General features: G+C 62.1%; 12 protein-coding genes. 9 read left to right on the plus strand and 3 right to left on the minus strand.

Going from position 1 to position 16,075, the window contains the following annotated elements:
- Window positions 1-418 precede the first annotated feature (418 nt).
- Window positions 419-2,962 carry an excinuclease ABC subunit UvrA gene (locus JKL46_RS27415; RefSeq protein WP_201839163.1) on the plus strand — a complete coding sequence of 848 codons (2,544 nt, stop codon included), beginning with the start codon at window positions 419-421 and terminating at the stop codon, window positions 2,960-2,962.
- A gap of 100 nt (window positions 2,963-3,062) precedes the next feature.
- On the opposite strand, the gene JKL46_RS27420 is transcribed toward JKL46_RS27415, so the two are convergent.
- From JKL46_RS27420 to JKL46_RS36970, 3 genes are all read right to left on the minus strand, one after another.
- Window positions 3,063-5,414 (minus strand): putative bifunctional diguanylate cyclase/phosphodiesterase, encoded by a 2,352-nt coding sequence (locus tag JKL46_RS27420; RefSeq protein ID WP_201839164.1) that lies wholly within the window; start codon window positions 5,412-5,414, stop codon window positions 3,063-3,065.
- A gap of 354 nt (window positions 5,415-5,768) precedes the next feature.
- Window positions 5,769-6,182, minus strand: a complete 414-nt coding sequence (locus JKL46_RS27425) for a hypothetical protein (RefSeq protein ID WP_246529566.1) — start codon at window positions 6,180-6,182, stop codon at window positions 5,769-5,771.
- Between the two features lie 496 nt (window positions 6,183-6,678).
- On the minus strand, window positions 6,679-6,930 hold the full coding sequence (locus JKL46_RS36970; protein ID WP_425493316.1) for a DUF6894 family protein: 252 nt from the start codon (window positions 6,928-6,930) through the stop codon (window positions 6,679-6,681).
- A gap of 208 nt (window positions 6,931-7,138) precedes the next feature.
- Here JKL46_RS36970 and JKL46_RS27430 point away from each other — a divergent pair, with 208 nt between their 5' ends.
- From JKL46_RS27430 to JKL46_RS27465, 8 genes are all read left to right on the plus strand, one after another.
- Window positions 7,139-8,095, plus strand: a complete 957-nt coding sequence (locus JKL46_RS27430) for an AraC-like ligand-binding domain-containing protein (protein ID WP_201839165.1) — start codon at window positions 7,139-7,141, stop codon at window positions 8,093-8,095.
- A 586-nt stretch (window positions 8,096-8,681) separates the two neighbouring features.
- Window positions 8,682-9,461: a PAS domain-containing protein gene (locus JKL46_RS27435; RefSeq protein WP_201839168.1), complete on the plus strand. Its 780-nt coding sequence runs from the start codon at window positions 8,682-8,684 to the stop codon at window positions 9,459-9,461.
- A complete protein-coding gene (locus tag JKL46_RS27440) occupies window positions 9,458-10,966 on the plus strand; it encodes a PAS domain-containing protein (protein WP_201839171.1) in 1,509 nt (502 codons plus the stop codon). The genes JKL46_RS27435 and JKL46_RS27440 overlap by 4 nt, the downstream gene beginning before the upstream one ends.
- Window positions 10,967-11,194: 228 nt before the next feature.
- Window positions 11,195-12,349 (plus strand): glutathione-independent formaldehyde dehydrogenase, encoded by a 1,155-nt coding sequence (locus tag JKL46_RS27445; protein ID WP_201839173.1) that lies wholly within the window; start codon window positions 11,195-11,197, stop codon window positions 12,347-12,349.
- 77 nt (window positions 12,350-12,426) lie between these two features.
- The gene (locus JKL46_RS36975; RefSeq protein ID WP_201839175.1) at window positions 12,427-12,756 is read left to right on the plus strand and encodes an FmdB family zinc ribbon protein; all 330 of its coding nucleotides are present in this window, start codon (window positions 12,427-12,429) and stop codon (window positions 12,754-12,756) included.
- Window positions 12,757-13,019: 263 nt separating this feature from the next.
- The gene (locus tag JKL46_RS27455; RefSeq protein WP_201839177.1) at window positions 13,020-14,195 is read left to right on the plus strand and encodes a zinc-dependent alcohol dehydrogenase; all 1,176 of its coding nucleotides are present in this window, start codon (window positions 13,020-13,022) and stop codon (window positions 14,193-14,195) included.
- Between the two features lie 18 nt (window positions 14,196-14,213).
- Window positions 14,214-14,813 carry a hypothetical protein gene (locus JKL46_RS27460; protein ID WP_201839178.1) on the plus strand — a complete coding sequence of 200 codons (600 nt, stop codon included), beginning with the start codon at window positions 14,214-14,216 and terminating at the stop codon, window positions 14,811-14,813.
- 92 nt (window positions 14,814-14,905) lie between these two features.
- Window positions 14,906-16,066: an SMP-30/gluconolactonase/LRE family protein gene (locus JKL46_RS27465; protein WP_201839179.1), complete on the plus strand. Its 1,161-nt coding sequence runs from the start codon at window positions 14,906-14,908 to the stop codon at window positions 16,064-16,066.
- Window positions 16,067-16,075 lie beyond the last annotated feature (9 nt).

A 16,075-nucleotide genomic window follows, 5' to 3' on the forward strand; every position in this document is an offset into this window, starting at 1 on the left:
GGCTTCGGCACGCGGCTCATTGAGCGCAGCCTGGCTCAAGAACTCGCGGGCGAGGTGCGGATCGAGTTTTCTGAGACAGGCGTCGTGTGCTCGGTCGACGCTCCACTCGTGAGCTAAGGCAAACGACCCTCCTGGCACCCTGATACCTAGGCTAAAAGGCCGCAATCCTCGTTCAATCGGACGTTACATATGCGCAGGGAATCCGGGTTCCTGACCCGAAGTTGACGTTAGCCGGTTCGTGACCCATACGCCTTGTGCGCAACATGGTCTCATGACAGTCCTCGCGCTGACCGACAGGGCCTGTTTCCGGCAAGCATTCTCTTAACGATTCTGCCACGCGGGGTTGGAAGCTATTCCTCTGGCGGGAACGTTTGATCCCCGAAATCGTTGCGGATCCGATATCTCGCAGAGCCACGCAATGCCAGAGAAAAGCAAGTTCCGATCTCCGACGGCCGTGCGGGAAGGAACTGGGTTCGTCCGCGTTCGCGGGGCCCGCGAGCACAATCTCAAGAACATCGATCTTGAGATCCCGCGCGATGCCCTCGTTGTTTTCACCGGCGTGTCCGGTTCCGGAAAGTCGTCGCTGGCTTTCGGCACCCTCTATGCGGAAGCGCAGCGGCGATATCTCGAATCGGTCTCGCCCTATGCCAGGCGTCTGTTCCATCAGATGCCGGTCCCCGATGTCGACGACGTCGAAGGTCTGCCGCCCGCCGTCGCGCTTCAGCAGCAGCGCGGATCGCCGACCACGCGCTCCTCGGTCGGCAGCGTCACGACTTTGTCCAACCTGCTGCGCATGCTTTACTCCCGGGCCGGCGACTATCCGCGTGGCCAATCGATCCTCTATGCCGAGTCGTTCTCGCCCAATACGCCCGAGGGAGCCTGTCCCCGGTGCCATGGCCTCGGCCGGGTCTATGAGGTCACTGAGCAATCGATGGTGCCGGACGACACGCTTACCATTCGCGAGCGGGCGATTGCCGCCTGGCCGACCGCTTGGCATGGTCAGAACCTGCGCGACATCGCAACCACGCTCGGCTTCGATGTGGACCAACCTTGGCGGGACCTGCCCAAGAAGGATCGCAACTGGCTTCTTTTCACCGATGAGCAGCCGTCTGTTCCCGTCTATCCGGGATACACTCAAGCGGAGGTTCGGCGCGCACTCAAGCGCAAGGAGGAGCCTGCTTATCAAGGTACGTTCACGAGCGCCAAGCGCCATGTGCTGCACACTTTCGCCACCACGCAGAGCCCGCTGATGAAGCGGCGGGTGGCGCAATACATGGTGAGCACCGAATGCCCGCTCTGCCACGGCAAGCGCCTGCGCCTGGAATCCCTGTCCATCAAGTTCGCGGGGCTTGACATTGCAGACATGTCGAGCCTCCCGCTCGCCCGTCTCGCCGACATCTTCCGCCCTTACGCGGATGGAACGGCATCTCGCATGAGGAAGATGGACGCGGACCACCCGGAAAAGGCGGTGGTCGCGCAGCGCATCGCGCAGGACCTCGTTGCCCGACTGAATGTCATGCTCGATCTCGGGCTCGGTTATCTTGCCATTGAGCGCAGCACCCCGACGCTTTCGCCTGGCGAGCTCCAGCGGCTGCGGCTTGCCACGCAGGTGCGCTCCAATCTCTTCGGCGTGGTCTATGTGCTCGACGAGCCGTCGGCGGGGCTCCATCCGGCGGATACGGAGGCGCTCCTGAATGCGCTGGGACAATTGAAGGCATCTGGAAACTCGCAATTCGTGGTCGAGCACAATCTCGATGTCATCCGTCACGCGGATTGGATCGTCGATGTGGGGCCCGGTGCCGGAGAGCAGGGCGGCCATGTGCTCTATAGCGGTCCGCCCGAAGGGCTCAGGCAGATCGAGGCATCGCAGACCCGGCGCTTTCTGTTCGGTGAAAGCGGCGTTCAACCTCGCACGCCGCGCAAGCCGATGGGCTCGCTGCGTCTTGCCGGCGTCACGCGCAACAACCTGCACGACCTCAATGTCGAGTTTCCTCTCGGTGTTTTCACGACGGTGACCGGAGTGTCGGGTTCCGGCAAGTCGAGCCTGGTCAGCCAAGCGCTGGTCGAGCTGGTGGCGGAGCATCTCGGTCACGACATTCCTGCAGAAGAGGAAGGCGAGGCGCTCGAGCGGGCGGCGGTCGCGGCCGTCGGCGGCCGCATTGCTGGGGGAATGGAGGGGATCAAGCGGCTCGTGCGCGTCGACCAGAAGCCGATCGGGCGCACGCCGCGCTCGAACTTGGCGACCTATACGGGCCTTTTCGATCATGTCCGCCGGATCTTCGCCGCAACCAAGCAGGCGCGTGCCCGGCGCTACGATGCCGGACGCTTCTCCTTCAACGTCGCCAAGGGCCGTTGTCCGCATTGCGAGGGTGAAGGCTTCGTGATGGTCGAGCTGCTGTTCCTGCCGAGCGTCTACGCGCCGTGCCCGACCTGTCACGGCGCCCGCTACAATGCCGACACGCTCAAGATCAAATACCGTGACAAGTCCATCGCCGATGTGCTTGGCATGACGGTCGATACGGCATGGGAGTTTTTCGCCGACGAATCCCACCTGCATCGGTCGCTCAGCATCGTGCGCGAGGTGGGGCTGGGCTATCTGCGGCTGGGCCAACCCGCGACCGAATTGTCCGGAGGCGAGGCGCAGCGGATCAAGCTTGCGACCGAGCTGCAACGGATCCAGCGCGGCGATACCCTCTATGTCCTCGACGAGCCGACAACCGGATTGCATCCAGCCGACGTGGAAAGGCTCGTGGCCCAGCTCGATGGGCTGGTCGATGCTGGCAACACCGTTATCGTGGTGGAGCATCACATGAGCGTTGCCGCAAGAAGCGACTGGGTCATGGATCTCGGTCCGGGGGCCGGCGATGAGGGCGGGCAGGTGGTTGCATCGGGGCCGCCGGGCGTAGTGGCAAAAGAATCGGGCAGCCGCACGGCGCCGTACCTGGCGTATGCTCTCGCTTGACCCGGAGTTGCCGTTTGGAGGTCTCAGGCATTTCGCTTGGCGGCCATCCAGACAGCGCAGCGGGTGCTACAGGCTGATGGTTTCCCGGAGAGAGACGGTCTCAAAGTTCGCATGGCCTCGGGATTAGAGGGTCAGGCTTCAATGATGTCAGGAAATGCTCCGCCTCGCTGGCCGGCATGGGGCGCCCGAAGTGGTAGCCCTGTCCCATGTCACAGCCGTGCTCCCGGAGAAACGACGCCTGCGCAGCGGTTTCAACACCCTCCGCAACCACCCTGATGCCGAGGCTCTGACCAAGGCTCAAGACGGCTTTGACAATGGCAGCATCCCCTACATCAGTCTCCAGGTTGCTCACGAACGAGCGGTCAATCTTGAGAACATGGACCGGGAACTGCTTCAGGTGCGACAGCGAAGCGTAGCCCGTGCCGAAATCATCCAGCGCAATCGAAACTCCTCCTTCATTCAATGCCCGCAGTGTTTTCTGAGCATGCTCGATATGGCGGTCGAGGAACACGGTCTCGGTCACCTCTACTCCAAAACGGCTCGGTGGAATGCCGGCCTCCCGCAGGTGGTCGAGCACCTGCGTGGCATAATCATCGCGGCGAAAGTCGGCGGAAGAGGCATTGATTGAGACCCGGCCGATGTCGAGTCCTGCATCGAGCCAACGGCGCATGTCATGGACCACGCAGGAGAGCATGCGATGAGCGATGGCAATGCCGAGTTCCGGATCATCAAAGGCGGGAGCAAGAATATCAGGTGATTGCGCTCCCGTGCGGGGGTGGCGCCAGCGCAGGAGCGCCTCAAAGCCGGCGAGCTTCCCTGAGCTTAGGTCCACTTTCGGCTGGTAGAAGGGCTCGATCCAATCGTGCTCTAACGCTCGGCGCGCGATTTCCAGAGCCGAGGCTGTTTTCTGCGCCTCATCGCGCATAATGGGCTTGAACATCTCGAACGTGCTGCGGCCCGCTGCCTTGCAGCTGTACAGCGCGAGGTCCGCCTGCTTCAGAAGTTCCTCTGCGATCAGACTGTGCTCGCCGGAGATGGCGCCTCCAATGCTGGTGCGGCAGTCCAGCGTCTTGCCCTTGTGCCTCAGGGGCTCCTGCATTCGGACCAGAATGGCTTGAGCCACCGCCGCAACTCCATCCACTCCAACAACATCCGACAGGACGACGGCGAACTCGTCACCGCTCAGACGCGCAACGGTGTCGGTGGTGCGTACAATGCATCGCAGTCGCTGGCCAAATTCCTTCAAAAGAGCGTCACCAGCATCGTGACCGAACCGGTCATTGGTCTGCTTGAGATGATCCAGATCCAGGACCAGCAGACCGATCCTGCGCTGTCGTCCCGAACTGCTGTCAAGCGCCTCGCGCAGGCACTCAAAGAAGAGCCTGCGGTTGGGTAAGCCCGTCAGATCGTCATGATAGGCGGCCCAGCGGAGACGCTCCTCGGCAATCTTTTTATCGTGGATGTCCTCGACCGTGCCGTACCAGCGGATCAGGGCGCCGTCCTCTCCAAGCCGGGGCGTGGCCCGGGCGCGGAACCAGCGATAGCTCCCGTCGGCAAAGCACAGACGGTAGGCGACATCGACAGGACTGCGGCTGACTACAGCATCCGACCAGTGTTGTGCTGCAATGGGGACATCGTCCGGGTGCAGGGCCGTGGTCCAGCCCTGCCCAAGCGCCTCCTCAGGAGGCATTCCCGTCAACTCGCCCCAACGCGGAGACATGTCGAGCACATTGCCGTGCGGATCGGCTGTCCACGGGATCTGCGGATTGAGCTCGACAGACGAGCGGTGGTGCTCCTCACTCTCGCGCAAGGCTTCTTCGAGGTGCTCCTTGGCCATGGACAGGAAGAGGAAGGCGAGCGCAGGAGCATAGACCACGAGAAAGAGCGCCATTTGCGGGGACCACCGGGCGGCAAAGGCATCGAGCCAGACGGTCGAGCCCGGCGACAGCCCAAGCAGTCCTCGAAAGAAGTTGAAGGCAGCCAGGATCAGCAGAAGGAAGACCGCCGCTTGCTGGGATGCCAAGCCACGAGGAGCGTGCTTCCAAAGCTCCCAGGCGGACAGCGCTGCGGATGTTCCGGTAATCAACGACAGGAGAACAAGCCGAGCGCTGAAGGACTCGTGAATGAATGGGAAAGCCCCAATCAAGACAGCGGGTCCGAGACCGATGGCGGGCAACCAGCCTGTGCGGCCGTTGAAGGCCCTGCAGCCAGCGTACAGGGCGCCGAAGCCGAAGATCACAAAGGCATTCGCCATGAGCAGATTGAGATGGCTCGGCAAGCTCTGTCCGAAGTTTGCCATTCCGATTCCGATAGGGATCAGGCAGAAGGTAGCTCCCCACCAGCCCAGGGCCTGGACTCTTCGGTTGTGCGTCCAGGCGAAGAGTAAGAGCAAGCCGAGCGTGGCTGAGAGCAGCACAAAGGCAGCGGCTAACGTGAGGGGATCAAGGGTCATTGCGTTACTGGAAGAAAGTCAGAAGACCTGCAGCAGGGATGATAGCCTACTCCCTTAACGGTCCCCGCTAAAAGCTAATAAAAAGGTCTACTGCGCCAAAGGAGAGATCAAATCAGACTATCGTCATGCCTTTAATGCAGCGGTTACATGCGCCTAAAGCCTTGGTTCTATGGGAACAGGTCTTGGAGCATTACTGGGTATAACGCTCCGATATGCTCATGAAGTCTACCATATCCCGGAAGCTCCGATTCCCAACGAAAGTCTTGTCCTGTACATCCTCATCCGGCTGACGGGGCTGATGCTCTGTGGCGCGCTCCTGCAGGGCGGCACTTAAGCGTTCTCAATTTGATGGGGTTACTGTACCGGTTCGATAAGGCAGCCACCCGCCGACGAGGCAGATGGCTCGGCAGGCAATTGGGATTCCATCAGCCTTGTGAGGGCGAGAGCCTCTTCCCGTAGCTCAGGAGGCGCCTTCATAGGAGCGCCATACAGGACGGCGTGGGCCATTGCGATCCTCTCGGCGGCCAGGATGTAGAGATTTGGGATTTCACACTCGCCCCACTCGAACGCCTGATAGTCCCGGGTGGTCAATTCAAGAAGGTGAGCCATCGCGGGTTGTGAGAGCCCGAGAGCTGTTCTGATGGCAATGAGTTCATGCAGGCGGTCTGGTTTGAGCACAAATTCCCCCGATTGTTTGGCGGACAAGACTACGTTTGCCGCCGGAGAGTCGATTAGACCAAATGGCCTTGATGAAACCGAACCGTGCATCTGCGTCCTCACAACCGCCCTGCGGCCAAAGGAACTCGACCCCATGACACTTGCCTTGGCTCAATACCAAGCGAGCCTTGACTCTCAGGTCTAACGCTGGGACCGCCAGCACAATTTCCGGGGGCAGCTCGTCAGCTGCTGCAAATGCAATCTTAGCTGCGCTGGCGGAGACGTCCTGCACAGTGCATTCGAGAGCTGGAGATTGGTTGCCGAACACAGCCCGTGCGCTGAAGTTTGACGACCGCCTATAGTGCCTGCGTTGCTCACTTCGCTTAGTCACAGCTTGTCTCGCTTTGTCCGCAGTTCAACGGAGCGTTTAGCGCACCGCGAAAGCCGCCGCTGCGAGACAGCCAACCGCAAAAATCAATCCTATCCATCTGAGGACATGGGCAAGGCCATCGTTCCTCGGATCAATCTCCTGAGCCTCAATGGGATCGTCATCACCTTCCATAGCCACACCAGTCGCGCTGAATGATCCGGGATAAAGATAGCTCTCTTAGTGCAAAGAGCACTTCTTCACGTGCAAAGGCTCCAGGGGGACCACCCAAACTACCTCGCCGGCGCTGTTACAGATTTCCATTTCCCAGCTTTGCCAAACTTCAGACGGCAACGAAGCCTCAGCACGGAGCTCCCTGATCGCCTTGTTGGCAAAGGCGAGAGCGGAATTGATGTCTTCCAACTGGCAACCTTCACTGTCGTGAATGAAGTGGCTCCCATTGGTAAGGTTGAAGTAGTAACGGGACGACATGGAAGGATCGAAGCCCTCAGTTCGGTGTTACCGTGCTAGTCAGGCGAAAGTCTTGGACATGGATACAGTTGCAGCCACCTCTGCTCGACTGATATAGCGTCGTTGCGGACCGTCTAATTATCGGCTTTATAAGCACAAAAGCCTCGCCCGGATCGGCTGGGATGGTACGAGTGCTCGGCTATTTCAACACGGAGAAGGGGCGGAGACGATGGAGAGGCTTTTCTCGACGGCGCAGGTCCATCCGCGCGACCGGTTTGACTACTGGCACAGTGTCGCGTGCAAGAATCTCATCTCTCATGACGCCACGCCTGAATGCCGCCCTACCTTCGAGGCTGAACTCCATGCCGGTGCCTTGGCCGACCTGGGCCTGGTCCTCTTCGAGACCGCGCCGATGAGGGTCTCGCATACACGAGACCACTGTGCTCGGATGCAGAGCGATGAGGTTTTTGTCTGTCGCTTGATCTCGGGCCAACTCGTGTTGGAGCAGGCTGGCCGCGAGGCTGACATGAAGGCTGGCGACATGACGCTGCTCGACCCCCTGTTGCCGTATGAAGGGAAGTTCTCGGCGGGTGTGAAGTTGCTGGTTCTCAAGGCACCCCGACGTTCTATGGAGGCCCGTGTCGGCAGAATAACCGACATGGTCACCCGGACCATGAAGCCAGCGGAGGCGGAGCACGGCTTGGCGTCCGCTTTTCTGGCCATGCTGCCCGATTACGCCGGTCAGTTGGGCACGGTCGCAGTAGAGACGGTCAAAAATCAGACGCTTGATCTCATAGCCGTCTCGCTGGCCAAGACGCAGGAGAGGCCGAGGCCGTATCTTTCGTCGGCCAAGGCGTCCGCTCTTTTGAATGTGCGCGCTGCAATCGAGGCACGTCTCACTGATCCCGGGCTTGACGCTGAGACTATTGCCGCCGCGGCCGGGGTGAGTGTGCGTTACGCGAACGCGCTGCTTGCTCAAGAAGGCACGTCGATCGTCCGTCTCATCCAATCCCGGCGGCTGGCGTGCTGCCACAGGGCTCTGCGGGATCCGCTCCAAGCTCATCGTAACGTCAGTGAAATTGCGTCCGCTTGGGGTTTTACGGACATGACCCACTTCGGCCGCCGGTTCAAAACGGCTTACGGCGTTCTTCCAAGTGAACTCCGCAGGCTCTCGAAGCAAAATTGATTTGTTAACGAGTTGCTGATCCACCATCGAAGAGTCTGACAGGCCGTCCGGTGACGGTGTTGCTGTCGCGGTCTCGGCAGTCCGGCGGCTTGCCCGGCACCCATTCCAGATCATCTAGCTTGGGGGCAACTGGAGGTGTCGCGCCGAAGCGGCTTCGGAGCCACCTCTTTCTAGTCCAGAACAACACGCATCCGCTTATCAGGTCGCAATTATCTGCTGATTGGCTTCTACCCCCTCAGCCTTTCCATTTCAGGTCAGGGCTTAGCATCTGCGCTGAAGCGTAGCATTCAAGGGGCGAGCGTAGCATGTTGCCGAAACTGAGCTCAATCTCAGCCGCGGCGGGGTCTGACGCCTCGAACGTGATGAAGGCGGATTGCTGCCGCCAGTGGTCCGCACGCCTGGTACCTCGCAGGCATAATCGCCGTCGTCGAATGGATCCGTCGAACGGGCTTTGGGTTCCTGTGATGTAATGGTGTGGGACGGATCGGCCGGGAAGACGCGCAGCTCATGTCCGGTTGGCAAGCCGCCTCACAATCGTAGAGACCTGTCGACAGACCCCTCATGATGTGTTTCCAAGGGGAGCGAAATGAATGCTGCTGAAGTCCTTCCCCACGACGGCATCATGGGTGAACGCGTGCGGACCCACGATTGGGCTGCCACGCCACTCGGGCCGGCAGAGACTTGGCCGCAGTCGCTCCGTACTGCGTTGAGCATCATGCTGAGCTCCGCCTTCCCCACCTACTTGGCCTGGGGACCGGAACTGACGAGCTTCTACAACGATGCCTACATCCCTATGCTGGGCGAAAAACCGGATGCGCTCGGACGGTCCTTTCCGGAGGTCTGGCCCGAGGCCTGGGACATCGTCGGCCCCATCGCCGCGCGGGCCATGCGAGGGGAAGCCAGCTACTTTGAGGATCTGCCGCTCACGCTCATGCGCAGAGGCTACCCCGAGCAGACCTGGTTCTCCTTTTCTTACAGTCCCGTCCGTGACGAAACCGGGGGAGTCGGCGGGGTGCTGTGCACGATCCACGAGACCACCGAGCGCGTCCAGGCTGAGGCAGCCCTGCGCGAAAGCGAAATCAAGCTTGCAGCCATTCTGGAGCAATTGCCGGTTGGTGTGGGCCTCGTCGACCCGGAGGGAACGTCGTCCGGAGCAACCAGATCCTTCAGCAATACGCCCTTGATAAAATCCCCTCCAGAGATCCCACCCAAGGCGAGCGCTGGCGGGGCTACACCCCTGAGGGCCAGCGTCTCAGCCCCTCCGACTATCCGAGCGCGCGGGCGCTGCGGGGGGAAACGGTTGTTCCAGGTGTCGACTTCCTCGTCACACTCCCCGATGGGCGGGAGATCTGGACGACGCGGGTGAGCGCCGCGCCCTTCCGCAAGACCGCTCAGGAGGGTCTGGGTGCAGTCTTCGTGGTGCAGGTCGTCGAGCAGGAGAAGCGGACGGAGCAGGCGTTGCGCGAAAGCCAGGCGCGCCTCCAGGCTGCCATCGACCTCGTCGGTCTGTCGCCATACACCTGGAACCCTGTCACGGGAGCACTGGACTGGGATGCCCGGCTCAGGGCGATGTGGGGGCTGCCGCCTGATGCTAATGTCGACGAGGAGGTGTTTCTGTCCGGCATGCATCCCGAGGATCGCCCGCGCGTCGAGGCCGCTATCGCCCAGTGCAGTGATCCTGCCGGTCTTGGAATCTATGCCATCGAATACCGCGTCATCGGGATCGGGGATGGGGTCGAGCGCTGGGTTTCCACCCACGGCCGGACCACGTTCGAGCATGGCCGTCCCGTTGCGTTCATAGGAGCCGCCTTGGACATCACGGCACGCAAGCGGGCCGACGTGGCCCTGCGTGAGAGCGAAGAGCGCTTCCAGCAGTTTGCCGCGAACTCCAGCAACGTGCTGTGGATCCTCGACCTTGCGACGATGCGGCTCGAATACCTGAGCCCCGCCTTTGAGGCCATCTGGGGCGAAACAATCAAAAGCACGCTCGGCGATCACGGTCGCTGGGGTCGCCTCCTCCATCCGGATGACCGGCAGCGGGTGTTCGATGCGCTTGACCTGGTCAGGCTGGGAGAGGCCATCACAGAAGAGTTCCGCATCGTCCGCTCTGATGGGGCGGTGCGTTGGCTCCGGGATACCATCTTCCCCATTCGCGACGCCCGGGGCCAGATCCGCTGCGCCGGCGGCATTGCCCAGGACATCACCCGCCATAACGGGCGCTTCATCTATGTGGTCGATGCCGATGAGCCCTCGCGTCAGGATTTGGCGCGAGGGCTGCGCAACGCCGGCTATGATGTGAGAGCCTTCCCGTCCGGCAAGGCCTTCCTGGAGGCGGCCCCAGCCCTGGTATTAGGCTGCGTGGTGCTCGATATTCGCCAGCCTGAGGCGGGCGGTCTGTCCATCCCGCGGGAGCTCAAGGCCCGGCGCATCGGCCTGCCGGTGATCGTTCTGGGCGACGCCAAAGGCGACGTGACCTATGGGGTGCAGGTGATGAAAGCTGGAGCCGTGGACTTCCTGCCGGTACCCTATACTCCGGATGAGTTGCTGACTGCCCTTGCGTCGGCAGCCGCTGACATTTCCCAGGTCGACGAGCAGGACCAGGAAGCCAACCGGGCTCGAGGGCGCATCGCCGAGATGCCGGCCCGCGAACGCGAGGTCTTGGCAGGCTTGTTGGCCGGCAAGACCAACAAGGAAATTGGACGGGACATCGGCCTCAGCCCTCGGACGATAGAGACCCATCGGGCCCACGTTATGCAGCGGCTTGGCGTGCAGACCCTGTCGCAAGCCGTGCTGGTCGCAACCTCTGCGGGGTTCGAGCCGCCCAGCACAGGGCCGAAGGTGCCTCAGGGATCAGACACGCCCGAAACCTGACCGCCTGGCAGGAGTGTCCCGCTCAAGTTGCTCTTCTCGCTGTGTCGGCAGAATGGGAGAATTACGCTGCAGCAAAGCAAAGCGGAATGTCCCTCAGGGATCATCCGCAGCACTTCCCCTCAGCACAGTGGTTCATGAGCCACGACCCCAGACGACCATCCCGCGACGCCATCGCCAAGGTGCCGAGTCGCGCCTGCCGGGCATGCGGCTTCAGATTGGGAGAACACGATGAGAGCAGTTGTCTATAACGGGCCGCGCGATGTTGCGGTACAGGACGTGCCCGACGCGCGGATCGAGAGGCCGACCGACGTTCTGGTACGGATCACCAGCACCAACATCTGTGGCTCCGACCTGCACATGTATGAGGGCCGGACCGACTTCCCGCGCGGCGGCGTGTTCGGGCACGAGAACCTCGGTCAGGTGGCCGAAGTGGGCAACGCGGTCGATCGGGTGAAGGTTGGGGACTGGGTCGCCATCCCCTTCAACATCGGCTGCGGGTTCTGCAAGAACTGCGAGCGGGGCTTGAGCGCGTTCTGCCTGACCACGGCGGATCGAAGCGTCGTGCCGAACATGGCCGGCGCCGCGTACGGTTTCGCCGATATGGGACCGTATCGGGGCGGCCAAGCCGACCTTCTTCGCGTCCCTTATGGCGACTACAATTGCCTGAAGCTGCCACCGGACGCGGAGGAACGACAAAACGACTATGTGATGCTGGCTGACATCTTCCCAACCGGCTGGCACGTCACCGAGCTTGCAGGACTGCGTCCTGGCGAGTCGGTCGTCATCTACGGGGCCGGGCCGGTCGGCCTCATGGCTGCTCACGCCGCGATGATCAAGGGCGCCTGCATGGTCATGGTCGTCGACCGCCATCCCGACCGTCTGCGCCTCGCAGAGTCGATTGGGGCCTTGCCCATTGACGATTCCAAGGGCTCCCCAGTGGACCAAGTCCTTGCTTTAACGAATGGCATCGGCGCCGACCGCGGCTGCGAGTGCGTCGGCTACCAGGCCCACGACCCGGAGGGTCACGAGCACCCCAACATGATCATGAACGACTTGGTAAGGTCGGTGAAATTCACCGGCGGCATCGGCGTGGTCGGCGTCTATGTGCCCCAGGATCCGGCTCCCCAGGACCCGCTCTACAAGCAGGGAGAGATCGTTTTCGATTATGGTCTCTTCTGGTTCAAGGGGCAGACGATCGGCACAGGCCAGTGCAACGTGAAGGCGTATAACCGGCAGCTGCGAGACCTGATCTCGACTGGCCGCGCGAAGCCATCCTTCATCATCTCGCATGAGCTGCCACTGGGTAAAGCACCGAACGCCTACCAGCACTTCGACGCGCGCGACGAGGGCTGGACCAAGGTGGTTCTCAAGCCCGCCGCGTGACTGGCCCGGGCTGGGCGGGCAGTCACGCGCTCGGCCTGCGTCCCATCGCGCCCGACGAGCTCGAACGTGAGGATGCCATGCCGATCTACGACTACGAGTGCCAAGGGTGCGGGCCCTTCACTGCAATGCAGTCTATGGCGCAATTCCAGGACCCATGCGCATGCCCGAACTGCGGGGCTGAAGCGTCACGAGCATTTCTCAGCGCACCAGCCATCGCCCGCATCAACCCGGGTGGTCGCATCGCCCACGAAGCAACCCGGCAGAGCGCGACTTACCCGCGGCCCTCTTCGGCGGCGCATCCAGCCGGCTGTGGCTGTTGCGTGCGCCGATTGCCGCTGCCGGGCGCCCTGTCCGCTGGGGGACGGGTTTTCACTGCGTACGGGCCAATCCGGTCTAGCGGGCAGTGAGGGCTGCAGCGTAACCTGATCATCTGTCAGAAATGTTCCGCTCAAAATGCTGTCCTCGCCAGAGGTGGGCAAAGCGGGAGAACCGCGCTGCATCAAAGCAGAGCGGGATATCCCTCAGGGATCATCCGCAGCACTTCCCCTCAGCGCAGACGTTCATGGCCACGAGCCCTGACGACCATCCCCGCAGAGATCTGCCCCGTGCCGTAACGAGTTCCGGACGCAGGAGCCTCTGCATCTTTGTTGGACAAGAGGAGAAGAAAGGCATGCGAGCTCTCGTTTGGCACGGCAAGGAAGACATCCGCTGCGACACCGTCACAGACCCTGAGATCGAGCAGCCGCGCGACGCCATCGTCAAGGTGACAAGCTGCGCCATCTGCGGCTCGGACCTGCATCTGTTCCACAATTTCATTCCTGCCATGCTGCCTGGCGACATCATGGGGCACGAGATGATGGGAGAGGTCGTCGAGGTCGGGCCCGAAGCGAGGGGTAAGCTCAAGAAGGGGGATCGCGTCGTTGTCCCGTTCACGATCATCTGCGGCGAGTGCGATCAGTGCAAGCGCGGCAACTTCTCCGTCTGTCAGCGGAGCAACCGCAAGAAGGATCTCGCTGACAAGGTCTTCGGTCACGCGACCGCAGGCCTGTTCGGCTACACGCATCTGACCGGCGGCTATCCTGGCGGGCAGGCCGAGTATCTGCGCGTTCCCTTTGCCGATGCGACGCACATCAAGGTGCCGGATGGGATCCCGGACGAGAAGGTTCTCTTCCTCGGTGACATCTTCCCGACCGGCTGGCAGGCGGCCGTCCAGTGCGACATCCAGCCAACGGACACGGTGGCGATCTGGGGCTGCGGTCCCGTCGGCCAGATGGCGATCCGCAGCGCCGTCCTCCTCGGCGCCAAGCAGGTGATCGCCATCGATCATTTGCCGGAACGCCTGGAAATGGCGGAGGCCGGCGGCGCCATCACCATCAACTTCGATGAAGAGAGCGTGATCGAGCGTCTGAACGAACTCACCGGTGGCGAGGGTCCGGAGAAGTGCATCGACGCCATCGGGATGGAAGCCCATGTCTCGCCGTCCATGCCGGATACGGTCTACGACCGTGCCAAGCAGATGCTGGGAGCCGAAAGCGACCGGCCGCACGTCCTTCGTGAGATGATCTACGTCTGCCGCCCGGCCGGGGTGATTTCGATCCCGGGTGTCTATGGCGGGTTGGTCGACAAGATCCCGATGGGCCAGCTGATGAACAAGGGGCTGACGCTTCGCACCGGGCAAACGCACGTCAACCGTTGGACCGATGATCTTCTGCGCCGCATCGAGGAGGGGCAGATCGATCCATCGTTCGTCATCACCCACACGGTCAGCCTCGATGAGGGTCCCGAGATGTACAAGGTGTTCCGCGACAAGCAGGACAGCTGCATCAAGGTCGTTTTGAAGCCCTGAAGAACCGGGAGAGAAGCCATGGCTTATTACATCTCGAACATCGCCCGGTCCAAGGGCGACCCGAAGGTCCTCCACTCCGGCCCCAGCTCGCTGGGGGCCGCTGATCGCATGGCCAAAGCGCTGGGCTGGTTCAGCATCGGCCTGGGTATAGCGGAGCTGGTCGCGCCTGAGCGCTTCACCCGGGCTCTTGGAATGGAAGGTAAGGAAGGCCTTGTGCGGGCGTATGGCGTCCGCGAACTCGGGCACGGCATCGTCTCGCTCTCCCCCGACAAGCATCTCGGATTGTGGAGTCGCGTCGCCGGAGACGGGCTCGACATCGCCACCCTGATGATGGCCATGCGGCACGACAATCCGAAGCGCGACAATGTCGGGATTGCTCTTGCGGCTGTGCTCGGGGTGACGCTGCTTGACATCATTGGCGCGCAGGGGGTCACGGCCCGCCACAGCCGCCCCCGTGGCCGGCCACGCTCCTACCGAGATCGGACAGGCTTCCCGCAAGGTGTCCAGGCAGCGCGAGGCGCCGCCAAGGACTTCCAGGTTCCTCCGGACATGCGGGCCGCTCCACCCCTCGCAGCGGTGTCCGATCGTGCCCCGCAAGAGAGGGCACGTCCTCACTGACCGAGCGCCGATATGGCTGCGCTCGAGCGGCGTTCACGCTGCGAGGGCCAGCCGTATCCCAAACGATCGATTGCCACGCGATGGAGGCGACCATGCTCAGGCTGACACCAGTAACTCTCCTCTTCGGAACGCTTCTGGCCACCACATCCATGGCACAGCAGAGTGCAGCGCCATCTCAGGGGCCGGCGCAACTGCAGCAGGTCGCCAGCTTTGAACACCAGGTGACCGGAGTGAGCGTTTCGAAAGATGGGCGCATCTTCGTCAACTTCCCGCGATGGACGGAGGATGCACCGATCTCGGTAGCCGAGGTGACGCGCGACGGCCAGATCAAACCCTACCCGGATGACGAGTGGAATTCCTGGCGCAATGCCAAGAAGAACCAGATGTCAGCCGGGGATCACTTCGTGTGCGTCCAGAGCGTCGTGGCCGATGCGCACGGCAATCTCTGGGTCGTCGATCCGGCCGCGCCAGCCACAGCACCTGTTGTGCAGGGTGGGCCCAAGCTCGTCAGAATCGACCTGAAGACGAACAAAGTTGCGCAGGTGATCCACTTCGACGAGACGGTCGCCCCTCAGGGCAGCTACCTGAACGATGTGCGGTTTTCGCCGGATGGGCGGCATGCCTACCTGACCGATGCTGGGGCCAAGGGCGCTCTCGTTGTTGTAGATCTGCAGAACGGCAAGGCTCGACGCGTCCTTGACGGCCACCCGAGCACGCAGCCGGAAAAGGATGTGGTGGTGAAGACCGATGGGCAGGAGTTGCGCCGGCCCGACGGGCGAGGGGTCGAATTTGCCGCCGACAGCATCGCGCTCTCTCCTGATGGGCGCACGCTCTATTGGAAGGCCCTGACCGGCCGGACGCTCTATCGCATCCAAACGGATGCCTTGGAGAACTCACGTCTGTCCGAGAAGGACCTCGAAGCTCGTGTGGAGCGTGTCGCCGGAACCGAGCCGACGGACGGTCTTTGGATCGACGGGCGCGGGCGGCTTTATCTGAGCGCGATCGAGCAGGATGCCGTGAAGGTCCGCGATGGGGATCGCATCACCACCCTTGTCCAGGACAAGCGGCTGCGCTGGCCCGATACATTCTCTGAGGGACCCGACGGAACGATCTACGTCACCAGCTCCCGCATCCAGGACATGAGCTGGTTCAAACCCGAGACCGGCCCGCGCCTTGAGACGCAGCTGTGGCGCATCGAGTCCGGACAGAACGGGGAGGCCACCGGCTCGACCGGGCAGCCCCAACGACCTTGATGAGGTAGC

It is taken from the genome of Microvirga zambiensis WSM3693, assembly GCF_016735695.1.
GTDB lineage: Bacteria > Pseudomonadota > Alphaproteobacteria > Rhizobiales > Beijerinckiaceae > Microvirga > Microvirga zambiensis.